Origin of the sequence: Promicromonospora sp. AC04 (assembly GCF_003058225.1) — a bacterium.
Lineage (GTDB): Bacteria > Actinomycetota > Actinomycetes > Actinomycetales > Cellulomonadaceae > Promicromonospora.
This window is the reverse complement of the sequence record NZ_QBUG01000011.1, coordinates 248,558-263,081: the sequence shown is the minus strand read 5'-3', so window position 1 is coordinate 263,081 and position 14,524 is coordinate 248,558. Positions and strand designations below refer to the sequence as shown.

Below are 14,524 nucleotides of genomic sequence, written 5' to 3'. Positions count from 1 at the left end.
CCGGTTCTGGTTGTCGCTCTTGTCAGGAACGACACCCTTTGTACCGGAGTCCCGCGCTCATTCCCGCAGGCCAGAGGCCTACCGGGAAAGGCTCAATGTCTACGCGCAGCAACCGACCTCGGATTTGTTGTGTCACCCGGGGCTGGACGTCGTGTCCGAGGCACCCGGGAGCCGGAACTACTCGGGGTAGCTGCCGCGCTTCTTGCTCATCGGCTTCGGCAGCCGCGACCGGCGCAGCTGGTAGGCGCGCGTGATCGTGTACATCAGGAGGCCGCGCTGGACCTCGCCGAACTTGGCGGTCAGGCGCTTCTTCAGCGACCGCCACATGAGCCACGCGTCGATGATCGTCAGGAACAGGAACCCGTACAGGCCGAGCATCACGACGATGCTGAGCTGCGGGTACTGCTGCGTGAAGAACGTCGCGAACAGGAAGATGAACGCGACCGGCAGGAAGAACTCGCCGAGGTTCCAGCGCGCGTCCACGAAGTCGCGCACGTACCGGCGCACCGGGCCCTTGTCCTTGGCCGGCATGTACTTCTCGTCGCCGGTCTGCATCGCCTGGTAGGACCGCTCCCGGTCGATGCGCGACTTCTCGCGCTGCGCCTTGCGCGCTGCCTTGCGGTCGTCCGGGACCAGCGGCCGCTTGTTCGCGGCCTGCGCGACGTTGCGCTTGGGCGTGGGCCGCCCCTTCTTGGGGGCGCCGCCCGACGTCGCGTCGGACGCGGCCGTCACCTCGTCGGGAGAGTCGCCGACGGGGGTCACGCCGTCCGGTGTCGAAGTCTTGCTACGGGAGAACACCTCCCCAGCCTAATCGCTCCGCGGCAATGCCCCGCTGCGAGCCGTTAACGTGGGGCGGTGACCACCGATACAACCGCGGCCCTCCGCGCCCGCGTCGCCGAACAGTTCCCCGCCCTGCAGGCCGACCTCGAAGCGCTCGTGCGCATCCCGAGCGTCTCGGCCGCCGCGTTCGACCAGGCGCACGTCGCCGCCAGCGCAGCCGCCACGGCGCAGCTCCTGCGCGACGCCGGCCTGCCCGACGTCGAGATCCTGTCCGCCCCGCGCCCCGACGGCACGCCGGGCGCGCCCGCCGTCGTCGCGCGCAGGCCCGCGCCCGAGGGTGCGCCGACCGTCCTCCTGTACGCGCACCACGACGTGCAGCCGCCGGGCGACCCCGCGACCTGGGACACCGACCCCTTCGAGCCCACCCTGGTGGGGGAGCGGCTCTTCGGCCGCGGCGCGGCCGACGACAAGGCGGGCATCGTGGCCCACCTGGGCGCCCTGCGCGCCCTCGGCCTGCCCGACGGCGCGGACCTGCCCGTCGGTGTCACGGTCTTCCTCGAGGGCGAGGAGGAGTCCGGGTCGCCGTCGTTCCGCGCGTTCCTCGAGGCGCACCGCGACCTGCTCGCGGCCGACGTCATCGTCGTGGCCGACTCCACGAACTGGAAGGTGGGCGTCCCCGCCCTCACGACGTCGCTGCGCGGCCTGGTCGACGGCGACCTCGAGCTGCGGGTCCTGGAGCACGCCGTGCACTCCGGCATGTTCGGCGGCCCGGTGCTGGACGCCGTCACCCTGATGTCGCGCCTCATCGCGACGTTCCACGACGACGCGGGCGACGTCGCGATCGAAGGCCTGGTCACCGCGCCCGAGCCGCAGGTCGACTACGACGAGGCGGCGCTGCGGGCCGACTCCTCGCTGCTCGGCGGCGTGGCGCTCGCCGGCACCGGCACCGTCTCCGGCCGGCTGTGGAGCAAGCCCGCGCTGTCCGTGATCGGCATGGACGTCACCTCGGTGGCCAAGGCCTCCAACACGATCGCGCCGAGCTGCACCGCGAAGATCTCGGTCCGCCTCGCCCCGGGGCAGGACCCGGCGGCTGCCGACGCGGCGCTCGCCGCGCACGTCGCGAAGCACGCGCCGTTCGGCGCGCAGGTGACCTGGCGCTCCGGCGAGGCCGGCAAGCCGTTCCTCGCTCCGGGCGACACCGCTGCCATGCGGGCGGCGCGCGCGGCGTTCACCGAGGCGTGGGGCACCGCGCCGGTCGACGTCGGCGTGGGCGGGTCGATCCCGTTCATCGCGGACCTGCTCGAGGTCTTCCCCTCGGCCGCGATCCTCGTGACCGGCGTCGAGGACCCGGACTCGCGGGCGCACGGCGCGAACGAGTCGGTGCACCTCGGTGAGCTGCAGAAGGTCGTCCTGGCGGAGGCCCTCCTGCTGACGAAGGTCGCCGAGGGCCTCTGACCCTTTGTTGTGGGCGGGATCGTTGCGCCCGGACCGGGCAGGTACGCGCAACGATCCCGCCCACAACGAACGGCACAACAAGAGGGGCGGGCTAGCTCGCCTTGGCGGCGTCCGAGCGGTGGGCGACGTCGATGGCCCGCGCCCAGGCCGCGACGTCCTCGGGGAGCTCGGGGGAGGGCAGGTCCTCGCCTGTGGCGTCCCGCACGACGTCGAGCGGCGCGATCCGGTTGCCCTTGCGGTCCAGGAACCGGCTGGCCACGATCCCGCGGGCGTACAGCTTGTCGCCCCGCGTGAAGACCTGCTCCAGGTAGAAGACGCGCTCGTCCCAGCCCAGGATCCGGGTGGTGATCTCGAACCGGTCGAACGGCTGCAGGGACCGGCGGTACTTCATGGTCGACGCCGCGACCACCGGCGCCCAGCCCTTTTTCTTGGCGATCGGGAACATGCCGAGGTCGGCGATCTGGTTGTTCCGGGCCACGTCCATCATCTGCAGGTACGTGCCGTTGTTGACGTGCAGGTACGAGTCGAGGTCCAGGGGCCCGACGCGCATCCGGGTGACCGACGGGTCGAGCAGGGTCTGTCCGGGGCGGGCCTTGCGGGGGAAGAGTCCGGTCCAGGTGAGCTGGAGCATGCGAGCCATGCATCGAAGGTTATACCGGGAACCGGCAGTATCAGATACCTGTTTCGAGGCCCGGACGGGTCAGCCGGCCGGGAACTGGATCGCTTTCCGCACCGACCGCGCCACCGCCGTCGTCTCCAGCCGTTCGACGAGGTGCAGCGCCATGTCGATGCCCGCCGACACACCCGCAGAGGTGACCACGTCGCCGTCGTCCACGTACCGCGCCTCGGTGTCCACGAGGATGCTCGGGTCCAGCTCGGTGAGCTCGTCGTAGTGGTCGTGGTGCGTCGTCGCAGGCCGCCCCGCCAGCAGGCCGGCGGCCGCGAGCGGCAGGGCGCCCGTGCAGACGCTCGCCATGATCGGGGTCTGCTTGCGGATCTGGCGCAGCCACTCGAGGTGGCCGGGCTGGGCCAGCAGCTGCCGGGTGCCCAGCCCGCCCGGGTAGACCAGCACGTGCAGCGGCCCGACGTCGTCCGCGCCGTGCGCCGGCAGGATCCGCAGCCCCTTCGCGAGCCGCACCCCGGAGCCGTCCCAGGAGAACGTGCTCACGGTCGGCCGCAGCTCGGAGTGGGGCCCCCACTCCGCGACGACCTCGAAGGGCCCGACGACGTCGAGCTCCTCCGCCCCGTCGAAGACGAAGATCCCGATGCGCAGCCCGCCGTTGCCGCTCACGCCCGCTACCCCGCGTCAGATTCCGGGAAGAGCCAGCATCTGGTCGAGCGCCACGCGAGCCCAGTGGGCGTCGTCGGCGTCCACGACGATCCGGTTGACCATGCGGCCCTCCACGAGCGACTCCATGGCCCACACGAGGTGGGGCAGGTCGATGCGGTTCATGGTGGAGCAGAAGCACACCGTCGAGTCGAGGTAGTGCACGTGCTTGTCCGGGTGCGCCGCCGCGACCCGGCGCACCAGGTTCAGCTCGGTGCCGATCGCCCACGACGAGCCGGGCTCGGCCGCGTCGAGCTGCTTGATGATGTACTCGGTCGAGCCCACGTAGTCGGCGGCCGTGACCACCTCGTGCTTGCACTCGGGGTGCACCATCACGTTGACGCCGGGCACCGCCGCGCGGATGTCGCTGACGTTCTTCTCGGAGAAGCGGCCGTGCACCGAGCAGTGGCCCCGCCACAGGATCATCCGGGCGTCGCGCAGCTCCTGGTCGGTGAGCCCGCCGTTGGGCTTGCGCGGGTCGAAGACCACGCACTCGTCGAGGGACATCGCCAGCTCCAGCACCGCGGTGTTCCGGCCCAGGTGCTGGTCCGGGAGGAAAAGCACCTTCCCGGTGCCGTCGATGCCGCCCACCTGGTCGAACGCCCAGCGGAGCGCGACCTCCGCGTTGGAGGAGGTGCAGACGGTGCCGCCGTGCCGCCCGGTGAACGCCTTGATGGCGGCCGACGAGTTCATGTAGGTGACGGGGATCGTGGAGTCGGCGATGCCGACGTCCTGCAGCACGGCCCAGGCCTCCTCGACCTGGCCGATCGCGGCCATGTCCGCCATGGAGCAGCCGGCCGCGAGGTCGGGCAGCACCACCTGCTGCTCGTCCGAGGTCAGGATGTCCGCGCTCTCGGCCATGAAGTGCACCCCGCAGAACAGGATGAACTCGGCCTCGGGGCGGGCGGCCGCCTCGCGCGCGAGCTTGAAGGAGTCGCCGGTGACGTCGGCGAAGTCGATGACCTCGTCGCGCTGGTAGTGGTGCCCCAGCACGAACGCGCGGCTGCCGAGCGCGGCCCGCGCGGCACGGGCCCGTTCGACGAGGTCCGGGTCGCTCGGCGCGGGTAGCTCGCCGATACACTCCACGCCGCGCTCGGAGGCCAGGTCACGCCCCTGACCGAGCAGCAGCAGCGGGGACGAGGCGGGCTCTGAGAAGCCGGAGTATTCAGCCAGCAGGGTGCTCACAGAGTCCATGATGACACGCGGACTTCGGCGGTGACACGATGCCTTCGTGCACGTGCTGCTGCTTGCCGAGACCCTGCCCGACGCCGAGCGACTCGCCTCCGCGTGGCGTGCCGCCGCGCCCCACGCCGGCACCGATGCGCGCGAGGTGCGGGTGCCGAACGCCGTCGGGGCGTCCGCCGGAGGGCCGGGCCCCGCGGTCGGGCACGGTGGTGGGCCGGGCAACGGGGAGAGTCGCGGCGTGCTCCTGGCAGGTGCCGCGATCCCGGTGGGCCGGCCGGCCGCCGTCGGGCCGGACTCCGCCGGCCCCACCAACCCCGGCCCGACCGCGCCCGGGCCGGCTCCGTCCGCCCTGCCGCGCGCCGAGGGCGCCGCGCTGGCCGAGGCCGCCTCGCGCGCCGACGTCGTAGTGGCGTACGTCACGCTGCTCGACGGGGAAGGGCTGCACCGCGGCGTGGTGGTGGAGGCTGCGGCGGCCGCCGCGCCGCACGCCGTCCCGGTCGTCGTGGTCACCGGCCGCAGCGAGGTGAGCAGGCGGGAGTGGTCGACGGCGGGCCTCAGCGGGGTGCACGAGGTGGCCGACGACGACGTCGCCCGCGTGGCCCGGACCTGGTCGCCGGGCTGGGCGCGCTGATGTCGGACGGTGATGGGCGGACGCGTCCCGTGGGCGTACGATCTGAAAACAGACCGGCACACGGGAACAGACGGGCCGGCCGATGGGTTGGCACCGCTGAGACATCGACTACCGGTATGTCGAACACGATCGGGAGATGACATGACCGACACCACCACGGACATCGGGACCCACGGCGTCAACGTCACCGACGTCGCCGCGGGCAAGGTCCGTAGCCTGCTCGAGCAGGAGGGCCGCGACGACCTGCGCCTCCGCGTCGCGGTGCAGCCGGGTGGCTGCTCCGGGCTGATCTACCAGCTCTACTTCGACGAGCGGGTCCTCGACGGGGACGCGCTGCGCGACTACGACGGCGTCGAGGTCGTCGTGGACAAGATGAGCGTGCCGTACCTCGAGGGCGCCACCATCGACTTCAAGGACACCATCGAGCAGCAGGGCTTCACGATCGACAACCCGAACGCCGGCAGCGCATGCGCCTGCGGCGGGTCGTTCTCCTGATCGAAGTCTTGCGTCGATAAGGCGCTGTACGACGGCGGGCCGGTCACCTTTACGGTGGCCGGCCCGTTTGTCGTCCTGGTCTGGGCTGTGTGCTTCGCTGGGCTGGGGCTTCGCCCGGCTGGGTGCTTCGCCCGGCTGCGTAAGGTCGGTCCGTTGCCTTGAGGTCGGTCCGTTGCATCGAGATCGGTCCATTAATTGACCGATCTCGAGGCAACGGACCGAACTCGTCGCGCGGGGAGGTCAGTTGAGGCGGACGGTGACGGCCCAGCCGTCCCGGCCCTCCCAGGCCCCGTCGCCGGCCTCCGCGTGGTGCTCGCGGGTCCCGACGTGCTCGTGGCCGCGCATGCGACACCATGCGGGCACGTCGAGCTTGGCGGCGGGGTCGGTCGACAGCACGGTCAGCTCCGCGCCGGCGGGCAAGCCCTTCGCGGCCGTCGCGAGCCGGATCACGGGCAGGGGGCAGCGCAGCCCGCGGGCGTCCACCAGCGTGTCAGACACACGGGTCACTCTAGTGACCGTGCGTCGGATTCGTGCGCCGGATTCGTGCGCCGGATTCGTGCGTCCGATCCGTACGTCCGATCCGTACGTCCGGATCCGTGCGTCCGATCCGTAGGTCCGATCCGTACGTCCAACACGGCCGGACGTCAGAGGCCGCCCACCCCGAGCATGTCGCGGACCCGGCCCACCGCGCCGGGCAGCACCGCGCAGAAGCGGTCGATCTCGTCGGCGTCGGTGGACCGGTCCAGCGCGATCCGCACGTTGCCGTGCGTGAGCACGCCCATCGCCGCCAGCACGTGCGACGGCTCCAGCGTGCTCGCGGTGCACGCCGAGCCGGAACCGACCGCGAACCCGTACCGGTCCAGCTCCGTCACGAGCGCCTCGCCGTCCACGTAGAGGAACGAGAACGTGGCGACGTGGGGGAGCCGGTCGTCCGGGTCGCCCACCACCTCGACGTCCGGGATGCGCGCCGCCGCGGCCCGTACGCGCTCCACGAGCGCCCGGCGCCGGGTCTCCTGCGCCGCGCGGTCCGCCTCGACCGCCTGCAGCGCCACCGCCGCCGCGAACGCGAGCGGCACGCTCACGCCGCCCGGCGCCCACGGGTCCTCGTCCTCGGGTCCCACCGCCGACGTGCGCACTCGCTGCCGGGCGGCGAGCACGCCGACGCCGGCAGGCCCGCCCCAGTCGGCCGGGTCCGCGGCGAGGAGGTCCCAGGTCTCGGGTACCGCGACGTGACCGACGCTCGCCCCGGCGTCGACCAGGAGGGGGACGCCGGCCGCGCGGGCGGCGTCGTGCACCGCCTCGACCGGCTGGACCGTGCCCACCTCACCGTTGGCGTGCTGGAGCGCGGCCAGTGCGACGCCGGGAGCCTGGACGGCGGCGATCATCGCGTCGGTGTCGACCCGCCCGAGCCGGTCTACCGGGACCGGGTCCTTATGCTCACCGGTGGCGCCGGCCGCCTGCCGGGCGGCATGCAGCACGGCGGCGCGCTCGACGGCGCCGGCGACGACAGTCGTGCCGGCGCGCCGTCGGGCGGCGGCGGCCGACGCGACCGCCGCATGGAGCGACGCGGTGTGGCTCGGCGTGAAGTGGACCTCCTGGGTCCGCGCGCCGAGCACGGCGGCGATCGCCTCGCGGGCGCCGTCGAGCAGGCGGGCGGCGCGCCGGCCCTCGGCGTGCAGGCGACGGGGATCGGCCCACCCGTCGGCGAGGGCCTGCTCGAACGCCTGCCGGGCGAGCGGGTGCCACGGGGCGCGCCCGCCGTTGTCGAGGTAGACCCGATCGGGAGTACCCGGGGTGGCGTGGGTCACACGTCCTCCTGCTCCTGTGTCCTGGCTCGTGTGGTGCTCCGTCGGGGTCCGATCAGGGGCTCCTACGGCGGCGTGCGGCGTGCTGCCGCCGTCGTCCACCTGATCCTCGCACCGTGCGTACCGGTCCGGCGCGGTGATCGTTCTGACACGACCTGGGTGCGTGTCCTGAACAGCGTCGATGGCTGCCCCAGGTGCGGAGTGCGTCACGTTCCCGCGGGCGCCTTCCGGGCATCATCAGGCCCCGGGGCGCGCTAGGCTGCATCCCATCGAGGACGAAGGTTCTGCGTGGAGCTCGGGAGGAAACCGGTGCGACGCGCCGGACGAGACGTGAAAGGCCTCCCTTGCACTCGAAGTCACCTACCCGCACCCGGCGGGCCATCCTGCGTGCGTCGGCTCTCGCCGTCGCCGTCGCAGTGCTGGCCACCGGCTGCGCAAGCGAATCCGTCCAGCGCGGATACCTGCCCGGCTACAGCGACGGGGAGGTGACGAACCAGACCGCGCGCATCACCGATCTTTGGGTGGGCTCGTGGATCGCGGCCCTCCTGGTGGGCATCGTGACGTGGGGCCTGATCCTGTGGTGCATCGCGGCCTACCGCAAGCGCAAGGACGACCACCAGCTCCCGATCCAGACGCGCTACCACCTGCCGCTCGAGCTCATGTACACGGCCGTGCCACTCATCATGGTGCTGGTGCTGTTCTGGTACACCGACCGGGACGTCACGGCGATCAAGACCGTCGACGGCACCGCGACCGAGCACATCCAGGTCGTGGGCAAGCAGTGGAGCTGGGACTTCAACTACCTCGACGCCGACGTCTACGACTACGGCGAGCACGAGGCGGACCCCGGCAGCGTGACCGCGGAGGACGAGCTCGACGGCGCCGTCGGCACCTCGACGTCCTTCCCGACGCTCTACCTGCCGGTGAACGAGACGGTGGAGTTCACGCTCGACTCGCGCGACGTCATCCACTCGTTCTGGATCCCTGCGTTCCTGTACAAGCAGGACATGATCCCGCACCGGACCAACACGTTCCAGGTGACGCCGACCCGCGAGGGCACGTACGCCGGCAAGTGCGCCGAGCTCTGCGGCGAGTTCCACTCCGGCATGCTCTTCAACGTGAAGGTCGTGTCCGCCGAGGAGTACGACGCCCACATGGCGGAGCTGGCCGCGAAGGGGCAGACCGGCTCGCTCGGTCTGGACCTGGTGCGCACACAGGGCCCGGTGGATACTGAGGAAGAGGAGGCTGGGCACTGATGGCCGCAGCGACAACGACCGAGCTGATCCCGGGGCTGGCACCCGGGCGGCAGACGCTCGGCCGGACCGTCATCAAGTGGATAACGTCCACTGATCACAAGACGATCGGGTACCTCTACCTGATCACGTCGTTCCTGTTCTTCTGCATCGGCGGCCTGATGGCCCTGCTGATCCGGGCCGAGCTCTTCGAGCCCGGCATCCAGCTCGTGCAGAGCAAGGAGCAGTACAACCAGCTCTTCACGATGCACGGCACCGTGATGCTGCTGCTGTTCGCCACCCCGCTCTTCGCGGGCTTCGCGAACGTGATCATGCCGCTCCAGATCGGCGCGCCCGACGTCGCGTTCCCCCGCCTGAACATGTTCGCCTACTGGCTGTTCCTGTTCGGCGGCCTCATGGTCACCGCAGGGTTCCTCACGCCGCAGGGCGCCGCCTCGTTCGGCTGGTTCGCCTACGCGCCGCTGTCGACCACCACGTACAGTCCAGGGCTCGGGGGAGACCTCTGGGTGTTCGGCCTCGCGTTGGCGGGTTTCGGAACGATCCTCGGTGCGGTCAACTTCGTCACCACGATCATCACGATGCGCGCGCCGGGCATGACCATGTTCCGGATGCCGATCTTCACGTGGAACACGCTGGTCACCAGTCTGCTGGTCCTGATGGCGTTCCCGCCCCTGGCCGCTGCCCTGTTCGCGCTCGGCGCCGACCGGCGCCTCGACGCGCAGATCTTCAACCCGGAGAACGGCGGCGCCATCCTCTGGCAGCACCTGTTCTGGTTCTTCGGGCACCCCGAGGTGTACATCATCGCGCTGCCGTTCTTCGGCATCGTGTCCGAGATCCTGCCGGTGTTCAGCCGCAAGCCGATCTTCGGCTACACGGGCCTCGTGTACGCGACCATCGCGATCGCCGCGCTGTCGGTGACGGTGTGGGCGCACCACATGTACGTGACCGGCGCGGTCATGCTGCCGTTCTTCGCCTTCATGACGATGCTCATCGCGGTGCCGACCGGTGTGAAGTTCTTCAACTGGATCGGCACGATGTGGCGAGGGAAGCTCACCTTCGAGACGCCGATGCTCTGGTCCATCGGCTTCCTCGTGACGTTCCTCTTCGGCGGCCTGACCGGCATCATTCTGTCGAGCCCCGCCCTGGACTTCCAGCTGTCCGACTCGTACTTCGTGGTCGCGCACTTCCACTACGTGGTGTTCGGCACCGTCGTGTTCGCGATGTTCGCCGGCTTCTACTTCTGGTGGCCGAAGATGACCGGCCGCATGCTGTCGGAGCGCCTGGGCAAGGTGCACTTCTGGATGCTCTTCGTCGGCTTCCACACCACGTTCCTGATCCAGCACTGGCTGGGTGTCGAGGGCATGCCGCGCCGTTACGCGGACTACATGCCGCAGGAGGGCTTCACCTGGGAGAACCAGGTCTCCACGGTCGGTGCGTTCATCCTCGCGGCGTCCACCCTGCCGTTCCTCTGGAACGTGTACATCACCTGGCGCAAGGCGCCCAGGGTCACTGTCGACGACCCGTGGGGCTACGGCCGCTCCCTGGAGTGGGCCACGTCCTGCCCGCCGCCGCGGCACAACTTCTCCTCGCTCCCGCGGATCCGCTCGGAGTCGCCGGCGTTCGACCTGCACCACCCCGAGGTCGCCGCGATGGAGCACCCGGACCTGTACCCGAAGCCGGCGCTGGCCGCTCAGACCACGACCCAGATCGCCGACGAGGGGACCAGCAAGTGAAGATCGAGAGCCGGCTGTTCCTCTGGGGCACGCCCATCTTCGTCGGGGCCGGGATCGTCTACGGCTTCATGACGGACTGGACCGAGCCCGTCGGCTACCTGGGCATGCCGCTCGTCGGCATGCTGGTGGCGATGATCGGTGCGTACCTGGCCCTGACGGCCCGGCGCATCGATGCCCGCCCCGAGGACGACCCGAACGGCAACATCGAGGACGCCGCGGGTGACCAGGGCGTGTACGCGCCCTGGAGCTGGTGGCCGCTTGCGATCGCCGCGTCCGCCGCGATCTCCTTCCTCGGCCTGGCCGTGGGCTGGTGGGTGCTCTACATCGGCTTCTGCGCGGCGGTCATCGCGCTGGTGGGCTGGGTGTTCGAGTACTCGCGGGGCATCCACTCCCACTGAGTCAATCTGCCTTCGCTGCCCGACGTCGGGGTGCGCCTTCTCGTGAGGAGCGCCCCGACGTCGGGCTCGTTTGTTTCACCCGGGGTTCACCCGCTGCCGGTAAGGGCGCTGTGAACCGGCCGTGGTGAGATCGAACGTTCGCTGACCGGCTTCCGGGCGCAGAGTGTGCGTCAGCCGGGGGAGCGGGCAGGAAGGCAACAGTGCGTTACTCGAAGATGGTCGCTCTGGCCGCGGCGGGCGTGCTCGCCCTGGGTATGAGCGGCTGTGGGACGTCCCCCGCCGGTTCGACCGAGAAGGCCGACTCGACGCCGTTGGCGGAGGCGCCGGTAGAGCTGACCCAGGCCTCGTTCGTCGAAGAGCTGTCGGGAGCGCAGAGCGCAGCGCGAACGGCTCACTTCTCCATGACCTACTCAGGTGCGGGAGCGGAAGCAGCCGGCCTTGCGGGCGCGCCCATGGAGGCGGACGTCGACCTGAGCGACCCGGAGAACCCGGCGATGGCGATGCAGATGACCATCGAAGGCGAGACCACCGACATGGTCGTGGTCGACGGCGAGCTCTACCTGGCCATGGGAGAGATGACGTCCGGCAAGTACCTCAGCATGACCGAGGCGGGCAAGAGCGACCATCCCATGGCAGCGCTCTTCGCGGGTATGGGGGAGATCGTGCGCCCCAGCATGGAGGACATGGATCCCACCGCGCAGCTGAACGGCATGGAAGGCGCCATCACGTCTTTCGAGAAGACCGGTACCGAGACGGTCGACGGTGTCGAGACCGACGTCTACACACTGGTCGTCGATCCGGCCAAGGCGACCGGCCCGCAGACCGAGGGGATCCCGGAGAAGGAGCTCGCGAAGCTCGGTGACATGGAGGTCATCTACAACGTGGACGGGGAGAACCTGCCACACAAGATGGTGACCAAGCTGGGCGCCGGAAACCAGGAGATCGTAGTGACCGGGATCTTCTCGCGGTGGGGTGAGTCCGTCGACGTCGTCGCACCGACTGGCGACCAGCTCATCGGTATCGACGAACTGATGGAGGGTATGCCCGGCTGACGGCGGTCGTCCCCGTGTGCCTACCTCGCGGCCTCGGCCCAGCGCTCCAGTGTCGCCTGCGCCGCGCCGGAGTCCACGGCCTGGGCCGCGAGGTCGATCCCGGCGGTGAGGCGCTCCACGAGAGTGCCCGAGCCGGTGCCGGGCAGCGTGCCGTCGGCCACCAGGCCGGACGCGGCGTTGAGCAGCACCGTCTCGCGAACCGGGCCGCCCTCGCCGGCGAAGACCGCCCGGGCGACGCTCGCGTTGTAGGCCGCGTCCTGGCCGCGCAGGTCCTCGACCTTGATACGCGTGAGCCCCAGGTCGGCGGCCGGGTCGAGGCGGTGCTCGGTGACCGCGCCGTCGGACACCTCCCACACTGTGGCGCCAGCGGTCGCGGCGAGCTCGTCCAGGCCTTCGTCCCCGCGGAACACGAGCGCGGACTTGCCGCGCTCGGCGAAGACGCCCGCCATCAGCGGCGCCATCCGCGCGTCGGCGCAGCCGACGGCGGCGGCGCGCGGCTGAGCCGGGTTTGTCAGCGGGCCCAGGAAGTTGAAGACCGTCGGCACGCCCAGCTCCTTGCGGGCCACGCCCGCGTGCCGCATGGACGGGTGGAACACCATGGCGAAGCAGAAGGTGATGCCCGCCTCGCGCGCGATCTGCGCCACGCGCTCCGGCGTGTGGTCCAGCCGGATCCCGAGCTCCTCCAGCACGTCCGCGCTTCCCGACGACGACGAGGCCGCCCGGTTGCCGTGCTTCACCACGCGCAGGCCCGCGCCCGCGATGACCACGGACGCCATCGTGGAGATGTTCACGGTGTGCGCGCGGTCGCCGCCGGTGCCGACGATGTCCACGGACGGGCCGGGCACGTCGATGCGGGTCGCGTGCTCGACCATCGAGGCCGTCAGGCCCGCGAGCTCGTCGACGGTCTCGCCCTTGGCGCGCAGCGCCACGAGGAACCCGGCAAGCTGGACGGGGGAGACCTCACCGGTCATCACCCGGTCCATCGCCCAGGTGGCTTCCTCCTGGCTCAGGTCGTCGCCGGAGATCAGCCCGGCGAGCAGGCCGGACCACGTCGGTGCCTCGAGATTCACGCGGTACCCACCCGGGAGGCAGTAAGGAGCTCCGCGACGGCCTCCTGCACCTTGATGGCGTCGAGCGGGCGGGACACCACGCCGTCGGCCAGGGACCAGGAGGCGAGCCAGGCGTCCTCCGGGCGGCCCGTGAGGATGAGTACCGGCGGGCACTCGTAGACCTCGTTCTTGAGCTGGCGGCACAGGCCCATGCCGCCGGCCTGGTCGGCCTCGCCGTCGAGGACGAGCAGGTCCCACGTCTCGTTGTCGGCCTTGTCCACCACTGCGGCAGGGGTGGCGGCCTCGGTCCACGCGATGTCGGGCGCGCCTGCGTGCAGGCGCGGGCCGACGGCGAGTCGCACCTGCTCACGCACCGTGCGGTCGTCGCTGTACAGGAGGACTCGCGGGCTCGACGTCGCCACACCGCTCGTGCCTGCACTGGTCACATCCGTCGTCATGCCGGTCATGCCTCGATCGTGGCACAGACCCCGCTCTCACGGCAGATTTGTCCACGCCCTTTTCATGGCACTCTGTGGAATCGCGTCAGCAAGAGACGCCGCAGGTAGCGCGTTGAAAGGACTTTGTGAGATTCCACGCGAGCGTCGCTGGCGCTTCGGCGTTCGGGACACCCCAACGTCGGCAATAATGGCTGTCGTGTCGACCGCAACGGCTGCAGCCACCCCCACACACCAGCACGTGACAGTCAATCGTCCGAACCCGGTCTCGGTCGGGACGATCGTCTGGCTCGCGAGCGAGCTCATGTTCTTCGCAGCGCTCTTCGCGATGTACTTCACGGTCCGGCAGACGATGCCGGCCGAGGAGTGGGCGCTGCAGGCGGACAAGCTGAACATCACCTTCTCGACGATCAACACGATCGTCCTGGTGCTGTCGTCCTTCACCTGCCAGTGGGCGGTCTTCAAGGCTGAGCAGTTCAAGCCGTCGCGCTCCGGGAAGCTCTTCCAGTTCTGGACCTGGGGCATGCACGAGTGGCTCACGATGACCTACCTGATGGGCGCGTTCTTCATCGGCGGTCAGATCTTCGAGTACACCGAGCTGGTCCACGAGGGGCTGACTATCTCGTCCAGTGCGTACGGCTCGGTCTTCTACATGACCACCGGCTTCCACGGCCTCCACGTGACCGGCGGCCTGATCGCATTCCTCTTCGTGCTCGGCCGCTCGTTCGCCGCCAAGCGCTTCGGTCACCACGAGGCCACCACCACGATCGTCACGTCTTACTACTGGCACTTCGTCGACGTGGTGTGGATCGCGCTGTTCGCGGTGATCTACCTGCTGCGCTGACCCGAAGCAGATACGCCCCGAAGCGGATGTGCATCGCGGCCCCGTGCGGTGGCATAGGTTCA

The 14,524-nt window shown here is 70.3% G+C and carries 16 protein-coding genes; 8 read left to right on the top strand and 8 right to left on the bottom strand.

Annotated features, from left to right (window positions below; translation table 11 throughout):
* Positions 1–177: 177 nt before the first annotated feature.
* Positions 178–798 carry a DUF3043 domain-containing protein gene (locus C8K30_RS25590; protein WP_233257447.1) on the bottom strand — a complete coding sequence of 207 codons (621 nt, stop codon included), beginning with the start codon at positions 796–798 and terminating at the stop codon, positions 178–180.
* Between the two features lie 57 nt (positions 799–855).
* Between C8K30_RS25590 and C8K30_RS25585 the strand changes: the two genes are divergently transcribed.
* Complete coding sequence (locus C8K30_RS25585) at positions 856–2,235, top strand: dipeptidase (RefSeq protein WP_108495711.1); 1,380 nt, start codon at positions 856–858, stop codon at positions 2,233–2,235.
* A 91-nt stretch (positions 2,236–2,326) separates the two neighbouring features.
* Here the strand turns inward: C8K30_RS25585 and C8K30_RS25580 are convergent, their stop codons facing one another.
* Genes C8K30_RS25580 through nadA form a run of 3 tightly spaced genes read right to left on the bottom strand, consistent with a single transcriptional unit; the run spans position 2,327 to position 4,756 of the window.
* Complete coding sequence (locus C8K30_RS25580) at positions 2,327–2,875, bottom strand: acyl-CoA thioesterase (protein ID WP_369941224.1); 549 nt, start codon at positions 2,873–2,875, stop codon at positions 2,327–2,329.
* A 60-nt stretch (positions 2,876–2,935) separates the two neighbouring features.
* Complete coding sequence (locus C8K30_RS25575) at positions 2,936–3,526, bottom strand: DJ-1/PfpI family protein (RefSeq protein ID WP_108495709.1); 591 nt, start codon at positions 3,524–3,526, stop codon at positions 2,936–2,938.
* Positions 3,527–3,541: 15 nt separating this feature from the next.
* Complete coding sequence (nadA, locus tag C8K30_RS25570) at positions 3,542–4,756, bottom strand: quinolinate synthase NadA (protein WP_108495708.1); 1,215 nt, start codon at positions 4,754–4,756, stop codon at positions 3,542–3,544.
* A gap of 37 nt (positions 4,757–4,793) precedes the next feature.
* On the opposite strand from nadA, the gene C8K30_RS25565 reads away from it, so the two are divergent.
* Entirely contained in the window at positions 4,794–5,378 is a 585-nt protein-coding gene (locus C8K30_RS25565; protein ID WP_108495707.1) for a hypothetical protein, read from the top strand.
* 141 nt (positions 5,379–5,519) lie between these two features.
* Positions 5,520–5,873 carry an iron-sulfur cluster insertion protein ErpA gene (erpA, locus tag C8K30_RS25560; protein WP_108495706.1) on the top strand — a complete coding sequence of 118 codons (354 nt, stop codon included), beginning with the start codon at positions 5,520–5,522 and terminating at the stop codon, positions 5,871–5,873.
* Positions 5,874–6,113: 240 nt separating this feature from the next.
* Here the strand turns inward: erpA and C8K30_RS25555 are convergent, their stop codons facing one another.
* Positions 6,114–6,371: a sulfurtransferase TusA family protein gene (locus C8K30_RS25555; protein ID WP_108495705.1), complete on the bottom strand. Its 258-nt coding sequence runs from the start codon at positions 6,369–6,371 to the stop codon at positions 6,114–6,116.
* A gap of 146 nt (positions 6,372–6,517) precedes the next feature.
* Positions 6,518–7,681, bottom strand: coding sequence for a cysteine desulfurase family protein (locus C8K30_RS25550; protein ID WP_108495704.1), 1,164 nt, complete (start codon positions 7,679–7,681; stop codon positions 6,518–6,520).
* A 341-nt stretch (positions 7,682–8,022) separates the two neighbouring features.
* Here C8K30_RS25550 and coxB point away from each other — a divergent pair, with 341 nt between their 5' ends.
* The 4 genes from coxB to C8K30_RS25530 all read left to right on the top strand — a co-directional run bounded on the left by coxB (position 8,023) and on the right by C8K30_RS25530 (position 12,114).
* A complete protein-coding gene (gene coxB / locus C8K30_RS25545) occupies positions 8,023–8,934 on the top strand; it encodes a cytochrome c oxidase subunit II (protein WP_199230698.1) in 912 nt (303 codons plus the stop codon).
* Positions 8,934–10,664, top strand: coding sequence for a cytochrome c oxidase subunit I (gene ctaD, locus C8K30_RS25540; RefSeq protein ID WP_108495703.1), 1,731 nt, complete (start codon positions 8,934–8,936; stop codon positions 10,662–10,664). Before coxB ends, ctaD begins: the two co-directional genes overlap by 1 nt.
* Positions 10,661–11,062: a cytochrome c oxidase subunit 4 gene (locus tag C8K30_RS25535; protein WP_108495702.1), complete on the top strand. Its 402-nt coding sequence runs from the start codon at positions 10,661–10,663 to the stop codon at positions 11,060–11,062. Before ctaD ends, C8K30_RS25535 begins: the two co-directional genes overlap by 4 nt.
* Before the next feature lie 200 nt (positions 11,063–11,262).
* Positions 11,263–12,114 carry a hypothetical protein gene (locus tag C8K30_RS25530; RefSeq protein ID WP_146197597.1) on the top strand — a complete coding sequence of 284 codons (852 nt, stop codon included), beginning with the start codon at positions 11,263–11,265 and terminating at the stop codon, positions 12,112–12,114.
* A 20-nt stretch (positions 12,115–12,134) separates the two neighbouring features.
* Here the strand turns inward: C8K30_RS25530 and trpD are convergent, their stop codons facing one another.
* Together trpD and C8K30_RS25520 are read right to left on the bottom strand one after the other, a co-directional pair.
* Complete coding sequence (gene trpD, locus C8K30_RS25525; protein WP_108495700.1) at positions 12,135–13,184, bottom strand: anthranilate phosphoribosyltransferase; 1,050 nt, start codon at positions 13,182–13,184, stop codon at positions 12,135–12,137.
* Entirely contained in the window at positions 13,181–13,630 is a 450-nt protein-coding gene (locus tag C8K30_RS25520) for a response regulator transcription factor (RefSeq protein WP_108495699.1), read from the bottom strand. Before C8K30_RS25520 ends, trpD begins: the two co-directional genes overlap by 4 nt.
* A 178-nt stretch (positions 13,631–13,808) precedes the next feature.
* Between C8K30_RS25520 and C8K30_RS25515 the strand changes: the two genes are divergently transcribed.
* Positions 13,809–14,462, top strand: a complete 654-nt coding sequence (locus C8K30_RS25515) for a heme-copper oxidase subunit III (RefSeq protein WP_108495698.1) — start codon at positions 13,809–13,811, stop codon at positions 14,460–14,462.
* The last annotated feature ends 62 nt before the right edge of the window (positions 14,463–14,524 follow it).